We start from the raw sequence: 15,937 nt of genomic DNA on the forward strand, positions 1-15,937 counted from the left end.
CCACCTGGATGAAGAGCGGGGAACGCCAGCGCGTTCCCCACAGCAACGGGTATTCCTGGCTGTACGTGTACGGCTTCGTCCATCCTTGGACGGGACGCTGCGACCTGCTCCGGTTCGACAGCGTCGACGTGGCCTCCTTCAATGCCGCGCTGCAACTCTTCAAAGCGCGCGTTGATCCCCACAACGAGGCCCATATCATTCTCTATGTCGACAATGCCGGGTGGCACCGCAGTCAAAGAGTGATCTGTCCTGAAGGCATTGAACTGATGTTTTCTCTGCCCTACACGCCAGAACTGATGCCAGCAGAGCATCTGTGGCCGCCGATCAAAGCGGGATTGGTCAATCGCGCCTGGGACAGCCGAGCTGAGTTGCTCGCGGCCGTTGACGAGCGATGTGCTTGGCTGATGACCCAAGAAGCTCTGGTTTCGCGCACGACGTACTTCCACTGGCTTCCCAATGCGTAATGTCCAATCTTTACTTCATTTTCGTATGAGGTAGCGGATTTCCGCGCCCGGCTGAACGGGGCGATGGGTGAACGCCTGCAGGAGGTCGCTGCACTGGGCCGCCTGAGCGCCGCCGAGCTGACCGCGTTGTGGCAGCAGCACCAGGCCACCCTGTTTCCCCCACCTCCGGCCACTGACCCGACCGACTGGGCCGCTGTTCTGGAGGCCATCGGGGGGCTGGAAGCGGGCTCGGGCCTCTCGCTACTGTCCCCGTAACCCCAGCAGCAAGCCTGCCGCCGTGAGCAGCAGCGTCACGCCGATCAGGGTGTCCAGCACCCGCCACGCCTGGGGCCGGGCCATCAGCGGGGCCAGGGTGCGCCCGGCCAGGGCCAACGCGAAAAACCACAGCCACGACGCCAGCACGGTGCCGCCCAGAAACGCCAGACGGGCACCCGTGCCCAGCCCGGCGCTGGCCCCGCCGATCAGCACCACCGTGTCCAGCAGGGCGTGCGGATTGAGCAGGCTGAAGCCCACAGCGGTGCCAATCACCTGCCGGGCGGTCAGGGGGGCTTCCCCCGTCGCCTCTAACCCCGGCCCACCCCCCACCCAGGCTGAGCGCAGCGCTCGCAGGCCGTACCACGTCAGAAAAGCCGCGCCGCCCAGCGTGCCCGCCAGCACCAGTCCCGGGCTGCGGGCCAGCAGACCACCCACGCCCAGCACGCCAGCGGCAATCAGGGCCGTGTCGCACAGGGCGCAGGCCAGCGCCGAGAGCAGGGCCCGCTGCCGGGTGAGGCCCGCGCGCAGCACAAAGGCGTTCTGCGGGCCAATCGCCACGATCAGGGACAGGCCCAGCAGCAGGCCACGGAAGAAAGGGGGCACGCCCGGCAGGGTAGCGGGCAGGGCAGGACGGCGGAAGGGCCAGCCGCTCCAGACAGGGCGCGGCCCTTAAGCGGCCAGTTTCACCGTGTTGCGCCCGGCGTGCTTGGCGCGGTACAGGGCCTCGTCGGCGCGGCGCAGCAGCAGGTCCAGCGGTTCGTGGATGGTCGCCTGTGCCACCCCGCAGCTGATGGTCACCGGGCCCACCTGGGGGTGACCGTCCTGGCTCAGCGCCTCGCGCAGTCGCTCGGCCACCATCAGGGCGGCGGCGGCGTTGCCGTCCACCAGAATCAGGAATTCCTCGCCGCCCCAGCGCCCGGCGCGGTCGCGCTGGCGTACGCAGCGGCGCAGCACCTGCCCCACACGCTGCAGGGTCTGGTCGCCCACGTCGTGGCCGTAGGTGTCGTTCACGCGCTTGAAGTGGTCCAGGTCAAACAGCACCACGCTCAGCGGCTGGTGGCTCACATGCGGCAGGGCGTCTTCCAGCCAGGTGGTCAGCTGGCGGCGGTTGGGCAGCCCGGTCAGGGCGTCCTGGCGGGCCAGAGTGGCTTCGTGGCGGGCGTTCACCAGCGCCTGGATGTAATGCTGAAGCAGCCGCTGCTGCAGGGCCAGAAAGGCAATAAACGTGGCGTGCACCAGATAGGTCTGCACCAGGGTATTGCCCAGCGCCGCGCGCAGCACCGGATGACTGCGCGGGTCCAGGCTGAACCCCAGCCCCACCAGCAGCAGGCCCCCGAACTGCACCAGACTGACCCCCAGCGCCGCGCGGGTGGGCAGCACCAGAAACGCCGCCAGATAGGTCACGATCATCCAGGGGGCGTAGCCGCCCAGCCCGTTCATGCTGGGCGGACTGTGCAGCGTGACATGCAACCGGTAAATGGCCGCCACAATTTCCAGCAGCAGTTCGGTCAGGCCAATGGCCAGAAAGTGACGGGGCCGGCGCCACAGCCACACCATGAAGCCCACGTTTTTCAGGATGATCACGGTGAGGGCCAGCCGGTCGGTGTCGCTGAAATCGTCGCCTACTTCTGCCAGCAGGGTAAAAGCGCTGACAAACACGCCGCAGGCCAGCAGGGCCAGCAGGCCGCCGCGCCGGTAGGCAAATTCAGCTGTATCGGGGGAGGGGGGGCGCAGGGCACGCTGCCAGCGCTGGGCGAGGGGCGTCATGGGGCCTCCGGGACCGCCGCGCTGCACAGGCTGCACCGGGCAAGGCCGGGAAGGGCGCACGCACCAGACCGCCGACCCACCGGGGGGGGGTTGGGGCACATGCAGGCACTCTAGCGCGGGGGCCCTGACAAGGGCCTCACCCGGGCCCGTGTAAATTCTCACGGCACAGGTCCGGCTTTTCTTAAGGTTTGACCAAGCGCGCCTGCAGAATTGCCCAGACTCGGGCCACCCGAAACTGTGAGCCGCGCCTCTATGCTGCGGGGCATGAAGAAGACCCTGCTTGGCCTGCTCGCCCTGAGTGCCGTCTCGACCGCTGCCGCCGCCACCTCGGTGGGTGCCTCGGTGGGCTCCGGGGTCAGCCTGCACCTGCAAAACGACCTGACAGGCAGCTCTGCCATGCGCTACAGCCTCAACCTGAATGCCACCAACTTCAATTACAACCGCCTCTCGGTGGGCGGCAGCGTGGACTACCTGGCCGATTTCAACGCCAACGACGCTGCGCTGGGCGGCCTGAACCCCTACTACGGCATTGGCCTGGGCGCCGATGTGGGCCTGGGTGCAGGCTCCAGCCTCAGCCTGACCCCCCAGGGCATTCTGGGCCTGCGCTACAACGTGACCCCGCCCCTGAGCATCTTCGTGGAAGGCAGCCTGGGTGTGAAGGTGACCGTGGGCACGGGCGGGGGCGTGACGCCTGCGGGCAATGCGCGCATTGGCCTGAACTACCGCCTGCCCTGACCTCCCAGCTGAACCCCCGAAAGACCCAGCCACCGTGCTGGGTCTTTTTGCGGCTGTGCCGGCCGCCCGCCGCACCTCCCGCCTGGACAGCGCGCTTGACCGTCCCCCTCCCCCTTGCTACCCTCTGTGCATAGCTATGCGTCGTTAACGCATATCCATACAGATGGACACCATGCACACCCTGCCCGCCCGACGTTGACCCTGCCTGAACGCCCCTCTCCATTCTGGGGACGTTCAGAGCGGCGTGGTCTCGCCGGGCGTCATATTGCGCGCCCTTCACACAAACAGGAGACAATCACCACATGGCAAACGAACAGCAGCGGGACAAGATCGTGCTGGCCTATAGCGGCGGCCTGGACACCTCCATCATTCTGAAGTGGCTCCAGACCGAGCAGAACTACGACGTGGTGTGCTTCACCGCCGACCTGGGCCAGGGCGACGAAGTTGAAGAAGCTCGGGTCAAGGCGCTGAACACCGGCGCCGTGGCCGCCTATGCCCTGGACCTGCGCGAGGAGTTCGTGCGCGACTACGTCTTTCCCATGTTCCGCACCAGCGCGCTCTATGAGGGCTTTTACCTGCTGGGCACCTCTATTGCCCGCCCGCTGATTGCCAAGAAGATGGTCGAGATTGCCCAGAAAGAAGGCGCCGTGGCCGTGTCGCACGGGGCTACCGGCAAGGGCAACGATCAGGTGCGCTTCGAGATGACCGCTTACGCCCTGAAGCCCGACATCGTGACGGTGGCGCCCTGGCGCGACTGGTCGTTCCAGGGCCGCGCCGATCTGGAAGCCTTTGCCCACGAGCACGGCATTCCGGTGCCCACCACCAAGAAGGACCCCTGGAGCACCGACGCCAACCTGCTGCATATCTCCTATGAGGGCGGCATTCTGGAAGACCCCTGGGCTGAGCCGCCCGCGCACATGTTCAGGCTGACCGCCGACCCCCAGCAGGCCCCCGACGAGCCCGAATACGTGGAAGTGGAGTTTCAGGGCGGGAACCCGGTGGCGATCAACGGTGAAGCGCTGTCGCCTGCCGCGCTGTTGCAGAAGGCCAATGAATTGGGGGGCAAGCACGGCGTGGGCCGCCTGGACCTCGTGGAAAACCGCTTCGTGGGTATGAAGAGCCGGGGCGTGTACGAAACGCCCGGCGGCACCCTGCTGTACCACGCTCGCCGCGCTGTGGAGAGCCTGACCCTGGACCGCGAGGTGCTGCACCAGCGCGACCAGCTGTCGCCCAAGTACGCCGAACTGGTCTACAACGGCTTCTGGTTCGCCCCCGAACGCGAGGCCCTGCAGGTGTACTTTGACCATGTGGCCAGCCGCGTGACCGGCACCGCGCGCCTGAAGCTGTACAAGGGCAGTTGCACGGTCGTGGGTCGCAAGGCGCCGCAGAGCCTGTACGACAAGGACCTCGTGTCCTTTGAAGCGGGCGGCGACTACAACCAGCACGATGCCGGCGCCTTCATCAAGCTCAATGCTCTGCGCATGCGGGTGCAGGCGCGCGTGGCCGCCAAGGCAGAGCAGCCCGACCAAGAGCCCGCCCAGGTCTGAGGATGGCAGGCTTGGCCGAGGTTGTGCAGAGCCACCTGGGCGCGCTGAGGGCGATCAGCGAGGCCCAGGCGTCGCACAAGGCCGCTCCGGAGGTCTGGAGCGCCAAGGAGATTCTGGGGCACCTGCTGGATTCTGGCGTGAACAACCACGCCCGCTTTGTGCGGGTCAGCCTGGACAGCGGCCTGAGCCTGCCGGGCTACGACCAGACCGCCTGGGTGCAGGCCGGCGCGTACGCCGCGCGCCCCTGGGCGGACCTGGTCGAGCTGTGGGCGGCGTACCAGACGCAGCTGGCGCACCTGATCGCCGCGCTGCCCCCCGCCAGCCTGGGCCACACGGTGCAGATTGGCGGCGGCGAGCCAGTGACCCTGCGCTTTTTGACCGAAGACTACGTGGCCCACCAGTTGCACCACCTCGCCCAGATTCCTGGGCGGGTGGGGCCATGACGTCCCCCGGTTGGGCTATTCGACAGGCCGGGCCGGACGACGCCCCGGTGCTGGCCGCCCAGCGCGCGCAGATGTTCGTGGATATGGGCGACCTGACGGCCGACGCGGCGCAGGCGCAACTGGGCCTGTGGACCGATTGGCTGCGCGGCGCGCTGGCGAGCGGCGACTACGTGGGCTGGGTGGCCGAACAGGCTGGGCAGCCTCTGGGCGGCGCGGGGCTGATGTTTCACCCCAAGCCCCCCACCGCCGAGGACCCCACGACCCTGCGCGCCTATGTCCTGAACGTGTATGTGGCCCCCCAGGGCCGCCGTCAGGGCGTGGCCGAGGCCCTAATGCGCGCGGTGCTGGCCGAGGTGCAGGGGCGGGGGCTGCGCACCGTGACCCTGCACGCCTCGGCCCAGGGCCGCCCCATTTACGAGCGCCTGGGCTTCGTGGAGAGCCCCCACCCCGAACTGCGCCTGACCCTGGGGGCCGCGCCGTGACCCTGCGCCCAGTGAACCCCGACGACATTGCCGCCTTTCACGCCGTGATGATGGCGGCCGGCATGGACCCCCGCAGCAGCTGGAGCCGCACCACGCCCGCCGATCTGACGCGGTCGTTGTTCATGCCGGGCGCAGGCGGGTTTCTGGCGCTGGGCGAGGGGGGCGAGGCTCTGGGCTGCGTGGGCTACCGCCCGGACGGCGAGGCCACCTTGACCCTGAACAAACTCGCCACCCGCCCGCAGGCGCGTGGGCAGGGGCTGGGCCGGGCGCTGGTGCGCGAGGTGGAGCAGGTGGCGCGCAGGGGTGGCTACGCGCGGGTGCTGCTGGCCGTCAGCCAGTACAACCTAGACGTGCTGCCGTTTTACGAGCGCCTGGGCTACGGGCCCAGCAATGAGCCGTATGCCCACGCCCACCCGGCCAGCCCGCCGCCGATGGTGCTGGTGAAAGAGGTGCGCGGGGGGCAGATGCCATGAGTCAGGGGAAAGAGGTGTGGCGCCTTCTTCGGATAGAACTGGAAGCGATTGCTGCGCTACGTGGTTGCGAGCCCCACCAAAGATTGAAAGGAGCAGGGAGCTTTTTGCAGGTCGAACCACGCTTGCACAAGGAAGCACTGTTTCAGATTCAAGAGCAGATGGGGATCGAACTCCCAGATAGTTATGCACACTTCCTGACTGAATTTGGCAACGGCTTTTCTTCAAATAACTATCAAATAGGTCAAATTCTTCCCTTGGAAGAGGTTTTGAAATACAGCGTTGGGAATAAGACGGCCGATTTCCCGCATGTTATAGCGTGGACTCCTGATATTGATGATACATCCGTCCAGCTGCAACCTGGAGAGCCGGATAAGAGGAATGTCGAGCACTGGATGGACTGGTATTTCGATGACTTCCACCTTTCTGGTTCTCTCAGGATTGAAGACATAGGATGTGGCTATTTCCGCCAGCTCGTCGTTTCGGGGCCAGGACGAAATCAACTTTGGGAAGACAATCGGGCAGCCGATTGTGGGATCGTGCCCACCACGTGGCAAGGCGCCATAGCTGAATTCTCTTCGTACTACGAGAACGCTGTGAGCCGGATACTTAAAGATTTGAGGGGAAGAGCGTGACCCAACACGATAAAAAACTCTGGGGCGGCCGTTTCGCTGAAGCCACCGATGGCCTCGTGGAACTGTTCAACGCTTCTGTCGGCTTCGACCAGCGCCTTGCCGAGCAGGACATTCAGGGCTCGCTGGCCCATGTGGCGATGCTGGGGCAGGTGGGCATTCTGAGTGCCGAGGAAGTCGCGCAGATTACGGCTGGGCTTCAGGCCGTCCTGGCCGATATCCGCGCGGGCAGCTTCGAGTGGCGCCTGGACCGCGAAGACGTGCACATGAATGTGGAAGCCGCCCTGCGTGACCGCATTGGGCCTGTGGCGGGCAAGCTGCACACCGCGCGCAGCCGCAACGATCAGGTGGCGGTGGATTTCCGCCTGTTCACCAAGGAAGCCGCGCTGAAGCTGGCCGACCTGACCCGTCACCTCCGCGTGGTGATGCTCGCCGAAGCCGAAAAGCACCTGCCGGGTGAGGTCATTCTGCCCGGCTACACCCACCTGCAGGTGGCGCAGCCCATTCTGCTCTCGCACTGGTTCATGGCCTACGTGGCGATGCTGGAACGCGACGAGGGCCGCCTGCGCGACGCCGCCGCGCGCATGGACGAGTCGCCGCTGGGGTCCTCGGCGCTGGCGGGTACGCCGTGGCCCATTGACCGGCACGCCACCGCCGCCGCGCTGGGTTTTGCCCGCCCCACCGCCAACAGCCTGGACGGCGTGGGCAGCCGCGATTTCGCGCTGGAATTCCTGAGCGCCGGCGCGATTCTGGGGGCGCATCTCTCCCGCCTTTCGGAAGAACTGATTCTGTACTCCACCTTTGAATTCGGCTTTCTGACGCTGCCCGACAGCCACACCACGGGCTCAAGCATCATGCCGCAGAAGAAGAATCCGGACGTGTCCGAGTTGGCCCGGGGCAAGGCCGGGCGCCTGTTTGGCAACCTGATGGGCCTGCTGACGGTGGTCAAGGGCACGCCGCTGGCCTACAACAAGGACCTGCAGGAAGACAAAGAAGGCGTGTTCGACTCTTACGACACCCTCAGCATTGTCCTGCGGCTGTACGCCGACATGCTGCCGAAAACGGTCTGGCACGCAGACGTCACCCGCGCCGCCGCCGCCCGGGGCTACTCCACCGCCACCGATGTGGCCGATTTCCTGGCCCGCGCGGGTGTGCCCTTCCGCGAGGCGCACGAGGTGGTGGGCGGCCTGGTGGGGCTGGCCAGCCGCTCCGGGCGCCAGCTGTGGGATCTGACCGACGCCGAACTGAAGGCCGCCCACCCGCTGCTGAGCGCGGAGGTGGCGGGCAAACTGACCGTCGAAGAGAGCGTGCGGGGCCGCGCCAGTTTTGGGGGCACAGCGCCCGAACAGGTCCGGGTGGCGATTCAGAATGCCCGCCGGGCCCTGGAGGAGTAAGGACGTGGATATCACCATCACACTGGATGGCAGTCAACTGCGAGAGAGGGAAAAAGAATGGGCGCATTGGTTGGCTCATCCCCATGAAAACCCACACAGTACCCGCGCCGACTTTGGAGAAGGGGAAGTGCTGTTGGAGAACGAGCTGTGTGTCTACACACAAAATTCGCGGTACTTCGATGGCCTGCCTTATTCGGGATTAATCGTGACCAAGCGGCCCTGTGAGACGGTCTTTGACCTGACCCCTGCCGAAGCCAGCGCCGTCCATGCCCTGCTGGCCGAGGTCCGGGCGCACCTGGACGCCACCGTGAAGCCCGACGGCTACACCGTGGGCTGGAACGTGTACCCGGCGGGCGGGCAGCACATTCCCCATGTGCACCTGCACGTCATTCCGCGCTGGGCCACGGACGCCTCGGCGGGGGCGGGGGTGCGGTACTTCCTCAAAGCGGCGGCCAGGGCCGATCAGGAACGACGATGACGCTGCCCGCCGCCCGTCCCCACCCGCCCCCTGCCCCACCCCCGGAGTCACCCATGACCCTGACCGATATGCACGTCAAACTGCGCCAGGCGCAGCCTGAAGACTTTTCCACCATTCTGGACCTGCTCACCCGCTGCGGACTGCACACCTCCAGCGTCACGCCCGAAGGCAGCACCTACTGGATTGCCGACCTGAACGGCACCCCCGGCGGCTGCATTGGCCTGGAACACGGCGAGGGGGTCAGCCTGATCCGGTCCACCGCCGTGCTGCCAGAGGCCCGCTCGCAGGGCCTGGGCCGCGCGCTGGTGCGCAGCGCGCTGACCCACGCCACCCTGCGCGGCGACGGGCAGGTGTACCTGTTCAGTGAGGAAGCGGGCGATTACTGGCGCCGCTTTGGCTTCGTGCCGGTGACCGCCGCCGAGATCAGCGCCGCGCTGCCCGGCGCCCCGCAGGTGCGCAGCGGGCTCACCAAAGGCTGGATTCACGACGAGCAGGCCTGGCGACTGGACGTGCAGCCCGGTGGGGGAGAGGAGGTGTGACCCAGACCCGGCACCGCTTCCACAGGGCTTTGCGCTATGCTGCCGCCACGCACAACCCCTGTTTTCCGGCGGTCCCCGTGACCCCGGCCGAGTCTCGTTCACAAGGAGCATTCCATGACCGATTCCAGCGTTCAGATTCGACTGGCCAGCCCCACCGACAAGGACACTGTCTGCCGCGTCTTTCACGAAGCGGGCCTGGACACCGACGCCGCCCTGGCCGAGGGCACCACGTACTGGGTGATGGAACGCGGCGGGCAGCCGGTGGGGGCCATTGGCCTGGAACACGGTCACGGGGCCTCGCTGCTGCGTGGCGCGGCCGTGTTGCCGGAAGCCCGGGGCGGCGGCCTGGGGCGGCGGCTCATCATGAGCGCGCTGGAATACGCCCAGGGCCGGGGCGACCGCACCCTGTACCTGTTTTCCAAGGGCGGCGACTGGAGCAACTTCGGCTTTCAGCAGGTGCCCCTGGCCGTGGTGATGGGCGACATCCCCGACGCACCCCAGATTCAGGCCTACCGCGCGCGCGGCGAGCGCCCCGGCGGCACGACCTGGATGCGCACGCTGGGGTAAGACCGTTAGTGGTGAGTGGGCAGTGGGCAGTGGAAACAGCTCTTCCACTTCCCAGACTCCACTCCCCAGTTCCGGCCCCAAAGGGGCCCCAATGACCCTTGCCCTCGATTCCATCGCTGTTCCGGACCTGCATCCGCAGGCGCCGCTGGCCACGCGCAAGGCCAGGCTCTCGGACATCGAGGCGATCCACGAACTCATCGGCTACTGGGCGGCGCGGGGGCTGATGCTGGTGCGGTCCCGCGCCCTGCTGGCGGAAACCATCCGGGATTTTCATCTGGTGGTGGCCGAGGCCCACGAGGGCAAGCCCGGCGGGCTGGCAGGCGTGTGCGGTCTGCATCTGCTGGCTCCCGACCTGGCCGAGGTGCGCGGGCTGGCCATTCACCCGAACATGCAGGGCCGGGGGCTGGGCAAGCAGCTCGTCGAAGCCTGCGAGGCCGAGGCCCGTGCGATAGACCTCCCTGCTCTGTTTGCCTGGACCTACCAGCAGGGCTTCTTTGAAAAGTGCGGTTTTGTCCGCATAGACAAGACGAATCTGCACCCCAAGGTGTGGTCAGAGTGCCAGCGTTGCGCCTTTTTTGAAAACTGCAACGAGATCGCCATGTTCAAGGCGCTGTCGTGAGCGGGCATCTGCGGCCTGCCGCTGACCGGTGGCCAGTTACGATGGGTGACATGAAGCGAACTGTCACCCTGTTCTCACTGACGACCCTTGCCCTCAGCCTCGCCGGGGCTGCTGGCGCCCAGACGGCCCAGAAGCCGCTGAGCGCCTCGCTGCCCGCCGGCGCCCTGCTGACGCTGGAAACGAAGAATGCCGCGCCTGCCCTGCAGCGCTTTGGCGGGGCCCTGAACCGCGTGCTGGCCGCCGCCGACCTGGGTGAGGACGGCCCGGCCGAGATGGTGAGCGGCTTCCAGGCCATCGCTACCGACCTGCTGGGCCGCGAGGGTGTGGCCGGCGTGTTCGCGGTGCAGGGCAAGGGCGGCACCTTTACCCCCGAACTGCTGGCCGTAGCCCGCGCGGGTGAACTGTCGCGCGAGATGTTCACGGGCAAAAAGGCCACCGCGCGGGTGGGTAACTTCACCTTCACCCGCGACGGCGACGCGTTCGTGGGCCAGGGCGGGGGGCTGCTGTACGTGTCCACCGACAAGGCGCTGCTGATGTCGTACCTGGGGCGCCTGAGCGGCAAGGCGGCGCCCACCCTGGCGACCTCGGCGCCGTATGCGGCGGCCACCCGCGCGGCGGGCGCCAATGAACTGGGCCTGTACGCCAACTTCAGCGCCGCCGCCAAGGTGATCCGCTCGCAGCTGTCGCAGGTGTTTCTGCCCCGCCTGCTCTCGCCCGTGGTGGACGCGATTGACACGCTGGGACAGGTGGCCGGAGGCTTCACCACCACCGCCAGCGGCCTGAGCACCTCCTCGGCCCAGGTGGTCAACCCCGAGGGCAAGGACGCCCCGCTGCGCCGCCTGCTGACGGCCACCAGCGACTTTGAGGTGCAGGACATCATTCCGGCCACCGCCGAAGCCGTGCAGGCCACCGCCTGCGCCCCCGAATCCGGCGCCTACCTGGGCCGCTGGCTCACCCGCGTGGACCTGTTCGAGCCCTTTGGTTTCCTCACGGACAGCCAGCTCGCCAGTCACCTGGAGCGTTCGGGGGGGTACTTGGGCGGCGAATGCGCGCAGGTGACCCTGGCGGGCGGCACCAAGGCCAGCCTGAACCAGAATGACCCTCTGGCCAGCCTGCGCTACAGCGTGAGCTACCAGCGCGTGACCGATCAGGCGGCGGCCGAGGCCCATCTGCCCGAGTACGCCCGCAGCGTGAACGCCGCGATCCAGGGCGTGCGTGCCAGCCTGAAGGACGTGCAGGACCAGACCATGAAGCGCGTCATGGCCGACATGGACGAGGACATGATGGCCGAACTGGGCGGCGCGGGGCTGGCCGGCCTGGGCATGATGGGCGAGAGCTTCAAGCAGCTCGATACCCTGCTGGCCGGCATGAAGATGGTCTACGGCTTCCGCGACGGCTACCTCGTGACCGCCTGGAGCGACGAGGCCCTGCGCGCGGCCCTGCGCGAAGGCGGCGCCACCCTGGGCCAAAGCGCGGCCTTCCAGGGCGCGGGCCTGACGGGCAACGCGGGCTTCGGCTTTACCCCAGACCTGCCCGCCCTGAGCGGCAAGGACCTGATGGGCAGCCTGCCGGCCGAGATGCAGGACGAGGAACTGGAAGAACTGCTGGCCCCGGCCATGAACGCGGCGGCCGACCTTATCAACCGCTTTGACGGCATGACCTCACAGCGCAGCGTGACCGGGAATGTCATCATCGGCAAGGCGAGCGTGCGCTACCGCTGGTAAACCCGTGACTGGGCAAGCCAGGATGGACCGCGCGGCGCCCGGCCATGAAACGCGTCCAGCGAGGCGCGAATGGAGGGACACACATGATTAGAAAAGAGCGGGCCATCCTGGCCCTGGAAGACGGCACCGTGTACCGGGGCTACGCCTTCGGGCACCGGGGCGAAACCGTGGGCGAGGTGGTGTTCAACACCTCCATGACTGGCTACCAGGAGATCATGACCGATCCCTCGTACAACGGGCAGATCGTGACGATCACCTACCCGCATGTGGGCAACTACGGCGTGGCGATCTACGACATGGAGAGCAACAAGCCCTACGTGCGCGGCTTTATCTCGCGCGAGTTCTCGGGCGAGTACTCCAACCACCGCGCCCAGCAGTCTCTGGAAGCCTTTATGCAGCAGTACGGCGTGGTGTCCATTCAGGGCATTGACACCCGCGCGCTGGTGCGGCGCCTGCGCGAAGGCGGCGTGGTCAAGGGCGTGATCGCCCACCGCTCCTACACCCACCCCGAAGATTCCTACGGCGAATTCACCCCCGCCGAGGAACAGGTGTATGTGCAGCGCGCCCGTGACCACCAGGACATTGATGGGCACGACATGACCCGCGAGGTCACCACCGCCCTGCCCTACGCCTTTCCCACCCTGCGGCACGGCAAGCGCGTGGTCCTGATGGACTTCGGGATCAAGCACACCATCATCGAGCGGCTGGCCGAGGTGGGTATTGAGCCCATTGTGGTGCCGGCCCACACCACCCCGGCGCAGATCATGGCGCTGCAGCCGCACGGCCTGTTTCTGTCCAACGGCCCCGGCGATCCGGCCCCGCTGGAATACGCCCACAAGACCGCCTGGGAACTGATGGGCCTGCTGCCCACCTTCGGCATCTGCCTGGGCCACCAGATTCTGGGGCTCGCGGCGGGCGGCAAGACCTTCAAGATGAAGTTCGGCCACCGGGGCGGCAACCAGCCCGTGAAGAATCTGTTAACGGGCAATGTGGAGATCACGTCACAGAACCACGGATACGCCGTGGACATTGATTCGATTCCCAATGGGGCCTTTGTGGCCACCCATGTGAACCTGAACGACGGCACCCTGGAGGGCATGGCACACGCGCGCTACCCGGTGTTTTCGGTGCAGTACCACCCGGAAGCCAGCCCAGGCCCGCACGACAGCCGCTACCTCTTTGACCGCTTTATAGAAGAGATAGACGCCTTTGATGGGGGAACTGGTACCCCCATTGCCAAAGCGTCATCCGGCCGCCTTGGGGTTTGACAACCCCCCCCACGCCCGGGATGATACGGGTGGACGTACGGAGTGAGAAAGTTCATAGTGACGCCTGAGTCAGACATGAAGGTGTCAGTACTCTGAACCCTCGCTTGCGTGCCTGTCCGGAGAGACCCCGGCGGCCTTCGCCCGCTGACCGCACAACCTTATTTCTGAAGCGATGAATCACCTGGCGCAGACGGGCGCTTATGTCAGGTGAGGAGCAAGTGGCGCGACCGACAGAAGGCGGAATTGTTCCGCAGGCTGTCGGTCAACTCTTTGTTCTCGGAGGTGTGTTCTGATGCTCATGCTGCCCGCGCTTCACCCAGCCACGGTCGCCGCTTCATGCGGGGGTCGTGGCCGTTGTGGTTTGGCGTGGCGGCGCGCGGTGGCCCGCACCGCAGCGCGACCCCAGAACCCGGCCTCCCGCCCGGACCAAACGCGCAGAAGGCCCGCGCGCGTGACCGTCATTTAAGAAGCTTCGCCCCCTGCTCCCCGGAGGAAACGACATGAAGAGATCCTGGACCATCTGCACCTTGCTGGCCGCGCTGGCCGCCGGCACCGCCTCCGCTGCCGGCACCCCGGCGGGCACCGTGATCACCAACACGGCCGAGATCGTGTTCACCCCTGAAGGCGGCACGACCCCCAACCCCCCCATTCCCTCCAACCCGGTGACCACCACGGTGCTGCCGGTGCCCAGCTTCACGATTACCCCCAACGACGGCAGCGCCGACCGCACCACCCCCGACTACACCCGCCCCGGCCAGACCGCCACGGCCAAGCCCGGCGACACCGTGAGCTTCGCCTACACGCTGACCAACACCGGCAACGTGCCGGGCGAAGCCTACGACCTGACGAACACCCCCGACCCCGCCGGGGCCGTGAAGACCCCGGACAACATCCGCTTCTACGCCGCCAGCGCCGACACCAACAACGACAACACCCTGAGCGACGCCGAAATTGCGGCGGCCACCGCCATTACCTCCATTACGGGCGTGGCCATTGACCAGAGCGTGAAATTCTTCCAGGTGTACACGGTGCCCACGGCCGCCGCCAACACCGACCGCTACGGCGCCGACCCCACCGGCAACCGCCGCGACAACCCGGCCTTCAACAACGACCCCAGCGTGCCCCGTGACGCCAACAACTCCAACGTCACCACCGTGGCCCGCAATGACTCGGCGCTGATTGGGCCCAAGAGCGACCCGGACGGCAACGGCAACCCCGTGACCCCGCCCTACACCAGCCCCGAGGGCATCACCATTACCCCCAGCGCCAGCGACACCCAGACCGCGCAGGCGATTGCCACCACCACGACCATCACCTTCACGAACACCGTGCAGAACACCGGTAACCGCCCCGACGTGCTGGACATCACCACCAGCCTCGCGGGCTTCCCGGCCGGCACGACCGTGACGCTGCTGAAGCCCGACGGCACCCCGCTGACCGACACCGACAGCGACGGCACCCCCGATGTGGGCACCGTGGCCCCCGGCGCCACCGCCGACCTGCTGGTGCGCGTGACCTTCCCGGCTGGCGGCGCGCCCACCAACCCAGTGAACGCCCCCACGGTGACGGTGATCACCACCTCCAGCAACGACCCCAGCAAGAGCGACGCCACCCGCGACATCGTGAACCTGCCGGGTCTGTCGTTCGGCAACCCCACGCCCACCCCGGGCGGCAACCCGGGCACCCCCGGCACCCCCGAAACCGGCCAGCCCGGCAACCCTGGTTCGCCTGTGATTCCGCCCAGCACCTGCACCAGCACCACGGCGCCCACCCGCACCTCCATCGGCATGGAGATTGCCAACCTGGGCAGCGCCACCGACACCTTTGATGTGAGCGGCACCGCGCCCATCAAGCTGGTGGACGGCAGCACCGTGACCGTGAACGTCGTGTACTTCCGCGACAACAACGGCAACAAGGTGTTCGACGCGGGCGACACCGCCCTGACCGACACCAACGGCAACGGCGTGGCCGACACCGGCCCGCTGGCCCCCGGCGCCGAACTGAAGCTGGTGGCCGTGGTGGACGTGCCCTGCGCCGCTGCTGCGCAGACCATCACCCTGACCCAGCGCGCCACCTCGCCCACGACCGGCGTGTCGGTGCCCGACACCAACGACACCGTCGTGGTGGGCAAGACCCCGGTGGGCGCCCCCACCAAGAGCGTGGACAAGGCCGAAGCCAAGCCCGGCGAGAAACTGACCTACACGATCATCGGCAAGAACACCTCCAATGCCAACGTGACCAAGGCGTTCATCCGCGACACGCTGCCGGCCAACACCCGGTACGTAAGCTTCAGCGCCACCAGCACGGCCGCCGGCACGGTGCTGTACTCCACCGACGGTGCAAGCTGGAGCGCGGCCCCCATCGCGGCGCCCCAGAACGACGGCGTGACCGTCTACGCGGGCGTGGATACCAACAACAACGGCACCATTGACACCGGCGACATCCTGGCCCCCGGCCAGACCATCACCGGCACCTTCGTTGTCGAAGTGAAGTAAGCCTGACGTGCGGGCGCGTTCTGGTGCAGACCGGAGCGCGCCCCCCTCCCCCTGGGGG

At 67.0% G+C, this 15,937-nt stretch carries 18 protein-coding genes and 1 riboswitch; of the genes, 16 read left to right on the forward strand and 2 right to left on the reverse strand.

Going from position 1 to position 15,937, the window contains the following annotated elements:
* Nucleotides 1-464: transposase (locus KMW22_RS11575; protein ID WP_221090208.1), on the forward strand; the 464-nt coding region annotated here is incomplete at its 5' end.
* Between the two features lie 63 nt (nucleotides 465-527).
* On the forward strand, nucleotides 528-719 hold the full coding sequence (locus KMW22_RS11580) for a hypothetical protein (RefSeq protein ID WP_221090209.1): 192 nt from the start codon (nucleotides 528-530) through the stop codon (nucleotides 717-719).
* Here the strand turns inward: KMW22_RS11580 and KMW22_RS11585 are convergent.
* Complete coding sequence (locus KMW22_RS11585) at nucleotides 705-1,322, reverse strand: LysE/ArgO family amino acid transporter (protein ID WP_328774677.1); 618 nt, start codon at nucleotides 1,320-1,322, stop codon at nucleotides 705-707. The two genes, KMW22_RS11580 and KMW22_RS11585, sit on opposite strands and share 15 nt — an antisense overlap.
* Before the next feature lie 66 nt (nucleotides 1,323-1,388).
* On the reverse strand, nucleotides 1,389-2,486 hold the full coding sequence (locus tag KMW22_RS11590) for a GGDEF domain-containing protein (protein WP_221090210.1): 1,098 nt from the start codon (nucleotides 2,484-2,486) through the stop codon (nucleotides 1,389-1,391).
* Between the two features lie 264 nt (nucleotides 2,487-2,750).
* On the opposite strand from KMW22_RS11590, the gene KMW22_RS11595 reads away from it, so the two are divergent.
* The 14 genes from KMW22_RS11595 to KMW22_RS11660 all read left to right on the forward strand — a co-directional run bounded on the left by KMW22_RS11595 (nucleotide 2,751) and on the right by KMW22_RS11660 (nucleotide 15,879).
* The gene (locus tag KMW22_RS11595) at nucleotides 2,751-3,221 is read left to right on the forward strand and encodes a hypothetical protein (RefSeq protein ID WP_221090211.1); all 471 of its coding nucleotides are present in this window, start codon (nucleotides 2,751-2,753) and stop codon (nucleotides 3,219-3,221) included.
* Nucleotides 3,222-3,523: 302 nt separating this feature from the next.
* A complete protein-coding gene (locus tag KMW22_RS11600; protein ID WP_221090212.1) occupies nucleotides 3,524-4,768 on the forward strand; it encodes an argininosuccinate synthase in 1,245 nt (414 codons plus the stop codon).
* A gap of 2 nt (nucleotides 4,769-4,770) precedes the next feature.
* Nucleotides 4,771-5,211, forward strand: coding sequence for a DinB family protein (locus KMW22_RS11605; protein ID WP_221090213.1), 441 nt, complete (start codon nucleotides 4,771-4,773; stop codon nucleotides 5,209-5,211).
* Nucleotides 5,208-5,693: a GNAT family N-acetyltransferase gene (locus KMW22_RS11610; RefSeq protein ID WP_221090214.1), complete on the forward strand. Its 486-nt coding sequence runs from the start codon at nucleotides 5,208-5,210 to the stop codon at nucleotides 5,691-5,693. The genes KMW22_RS11605 and KMW22_RS11610 overlap by 4 nt, the downstream gene beginning before the upstream one ends.
* Complete coding sequence (locus KMW22_RS11615) at nucleotides 5,690-6,166, forward strand: GNAT family N-acetyltransferase (RefSeq protein ID WP_328774678.1); 477 nt, start codon at nucleotides 5,690-5,692, stop codon at nucleotides 6,164-6,166. Before KMW22_RS11610 ends, KMW22_RS11615 begins: the two co-directional genes overlap by 4 nt.
* Nucleotides 6,163-6,798 carry an SMI1/KNR4 family protein gene (locus KMW22_RS11620; protein WP_221090215.1) on the forward strand — a complete coding sequence of 212 codons (636 nt, stop codon included), beginning with the start codon at nucleotides 6,163-6,165 and terminating at the stop codon, nucleotides 6,796-6,798. Before KMW22_RS11615 ends, KMW22_RS11620 begins: the two co-directional genes overlap by 4 nt.
* Nucleotides 6,795-8,189: an argininosuccinate lyase gene (argH, locus tag KMW22_RS11625; protein ID WP_221090216.1), complete on the forward strand. Its 1,395-nt coding sequence runs from the start codon at nucleotides 6,795-6,797 to the stop codon at nucleotides 8,187-8,189. The genes KMW22_RS11620 and argH overlap by 4 nt, the downstream gene beginning before the upstream one ends.
* Nucleotides 8,164-8,667 carry an HIT family protein gene (locus KMW22_RS11630; RefSeq protein WP_235692889.1) on the forward strand — a complete coding sequence of 168 codons (504 nt, stop codon included), beginning with the start codon at nucleotides 8,164-8,166 and terminating at the stop codon, nucleotides 8,665-8,667. Before argH ends, KMW22_RS11630 begins: the two co-directional genes overlap by 26 nt.
* A gap of 53 nt (nucleotides 8,668-8,720) precedes the next feature.
* Nucleotides 8,721-9,206: a GNAT family N-acetyltransferase gene (locus KMW22_RS11635; RefSeq protein ID WP_221090218.1), complete on the forward strand. Its 486-nt coding sequence runs from the start codon at nucleotides 8,721-8,723 to the stop codon at nucleotides 9,204-9,206.
* A gap of 114 nt (nucleotides 9,207-9,320) precedes the next feature.
* On the forward strand, nucleotides 9,321-9,773 hold the full coding sequence (locus tag KMW22_RS11640; protein ID WP_221090219.1) for a GNAT family N-acetyltransferase: 453 nt from the start codon (nucleotides 9,321-9,323) through the stop codon (nucleotides 9,771-9,773).
* Nucleotides 9,774-9,864: 91 nt separating this feature from the next.
* Nucleotides 9,865-10,392 (forward strand): N-acetyltransferase, encoded by a 528-nt coding sequence (locus KMW22_RS11645; protein WP_221090220.1) that lies wholly within the window; start codon nucleotides 9,865-9,867, stop codon nucleotides 10,390-10,392.
* Between the two features lie 50 nt (nucleotides 10,393-10,442).
* A complete protein-coding gene (locus KMW22_RS11650; RefSeq protein ID WP_235692890.1) occupies nucleotides 10,443-12,116 on the forward strand; it encodes a hypothetical protein in 1,674 nt (557 codons plus the stop codon).
* Between the two features lie 83 nt (nucleotides 12,117-12,199).
* Entirely contained in the window at nucleotides 12,200-13,384 is a 1,185-nt protein-coding gene (gene carA / locus KMW22_RS11655) for a glutamine-hydrolyzing carbamoyl-phosphate synthase small subunit (RefSeq protein ID WP_221090221.1), read from the forward strand.
* A gap of 156 nt (nucleotides 13,385-13,540) precedes the next feature.
* A riboswitch (cyclic di-GMP riboswitch) is annotated at nucleotides 13,541-13,626 on the forward strand.
* A gap of 258 nt (nucleotides 13,627-13,884) precedes the next feature.
* Nucleotides 13,885-15,879, forward strand: coding sequence for a DUF11 domain-containing protein (locus KMW22_RS11660; RefSeq protein ID WP_221090222.1), 1,995 nt, complete (start codon nucleotides 13,885-13,887; stop codon nucleotides 15,877-15,879).
* Nucleotides 15,880-15,937: the final 58 nt, after the last annotated feature.

The sequence above is a fragment of the Deinococcus aquaedulcis genome, from assembly GCF_019693445.1.
GTDB lineage: Bacteria > Deinococcota > Deinococci > Deinococcales > Deinococcaceae > Deinococcus > Deinococcus aquaedulcis.

Bases quoted from the DNA above. Each gene is read 5' to 3' on its own strand.
- KMW22_RS11580 (WP_221090209.1), top strand. From the start codon at position 528: ATGGGTGAACGCCTGCAGGAGGTCGCTGCACTGGGCCGCCTGAGCGCC.
- KMW22_RS11590 (WP_221090210.1), bottom strand. From the start codon at position 2,486: ATGACGCCCCTCGCCCAGCGCTGGCAGCGTGCCCTGCGCCCCCCCTCC.
- KMW22_RS11595 (WP_221090211.1), top strand. From the start codon at position 2,751: ATGAAGAAGACCCTGCTTGGCCTGCTCGCCCTGAGTGCCGTCTCGACC.
- KMW22_RS11600 (WP_221090212.1), top strand. From the start codon at position 3,524: ATGGCAAACGAACAGCAGCGGGACAAGATCGTGCTGGCCTATAGCGGC.
- KMW22_RS11605 (WP_221090213.1), top strand. From the start codon at position 4,771: ATGGCAGGCTTGGCCGAGGTTGTGCAGAGCCACCTGGGCGCGCTGAGG.
- KMW22_RS11610 (WP_221090214.1), top strand. From the start codon at position 5,208: ATGACGTCCCCCGGTTGGGCTATTCGACAGGCCGGGCCGGACGACGCC.
- KMW22_RS11620 (WP_221090215.1), top strand. From the start codon at position 6,163: ATGAGTCAGGGGAAAGAGGTGTGGCGCCTTCTTCGGATAGAACTGGAA.
- KMW22_RS11630 (WP_235692889.1), top strand. From the start codon at position 8,164: ATGCCCGCCGGGCCCTGGAGGAGTAAGGACGTGGATATCACCATCACA.
- KMW22_RS11635 (WP_221090218.1), top strand. From the start codon at position 8,721: ATGACCCTGACCGATATGCACGTCAAACTGCGCCAGGCGCAGCCTGAA.
- KMW22_RS11640 (WP_221090219.1), top strand. From the start codon at position 9,321: ATGACCGATTCCAGCGTTCAGATTCGACTGGCCAGCCCCACCGACAAG.
- KMW22_RS11645 (WP_221090220.1), top strand. From the start codon at position 9,865: ATGACCCTTGCCCTCGATTCCATCGCTGTTCCGGACCTGCATCCGCAG.
- KMW22_RS11650 (WP_235692890.1), top strand. From the start codon at position 10,443: ATGAAGCGAACTGTCACCCTGTTCTCACTGACGACCCTTGCCCTCAGC.
- carA (WP_221090221.1), top strand. From the start codon at position 12,200: ATGATTAGAAAAGAGCGGGCCATCCTGGCCCTGGAAGACGGCACCGTG.
- KMW22_RS11660 (WP_221090222.1), top strand. From the start codon at position 13,885: ATGAAGAGATCCTGGACCATCTGCACCTTGCTGGCCGCGCTGGCCGCC.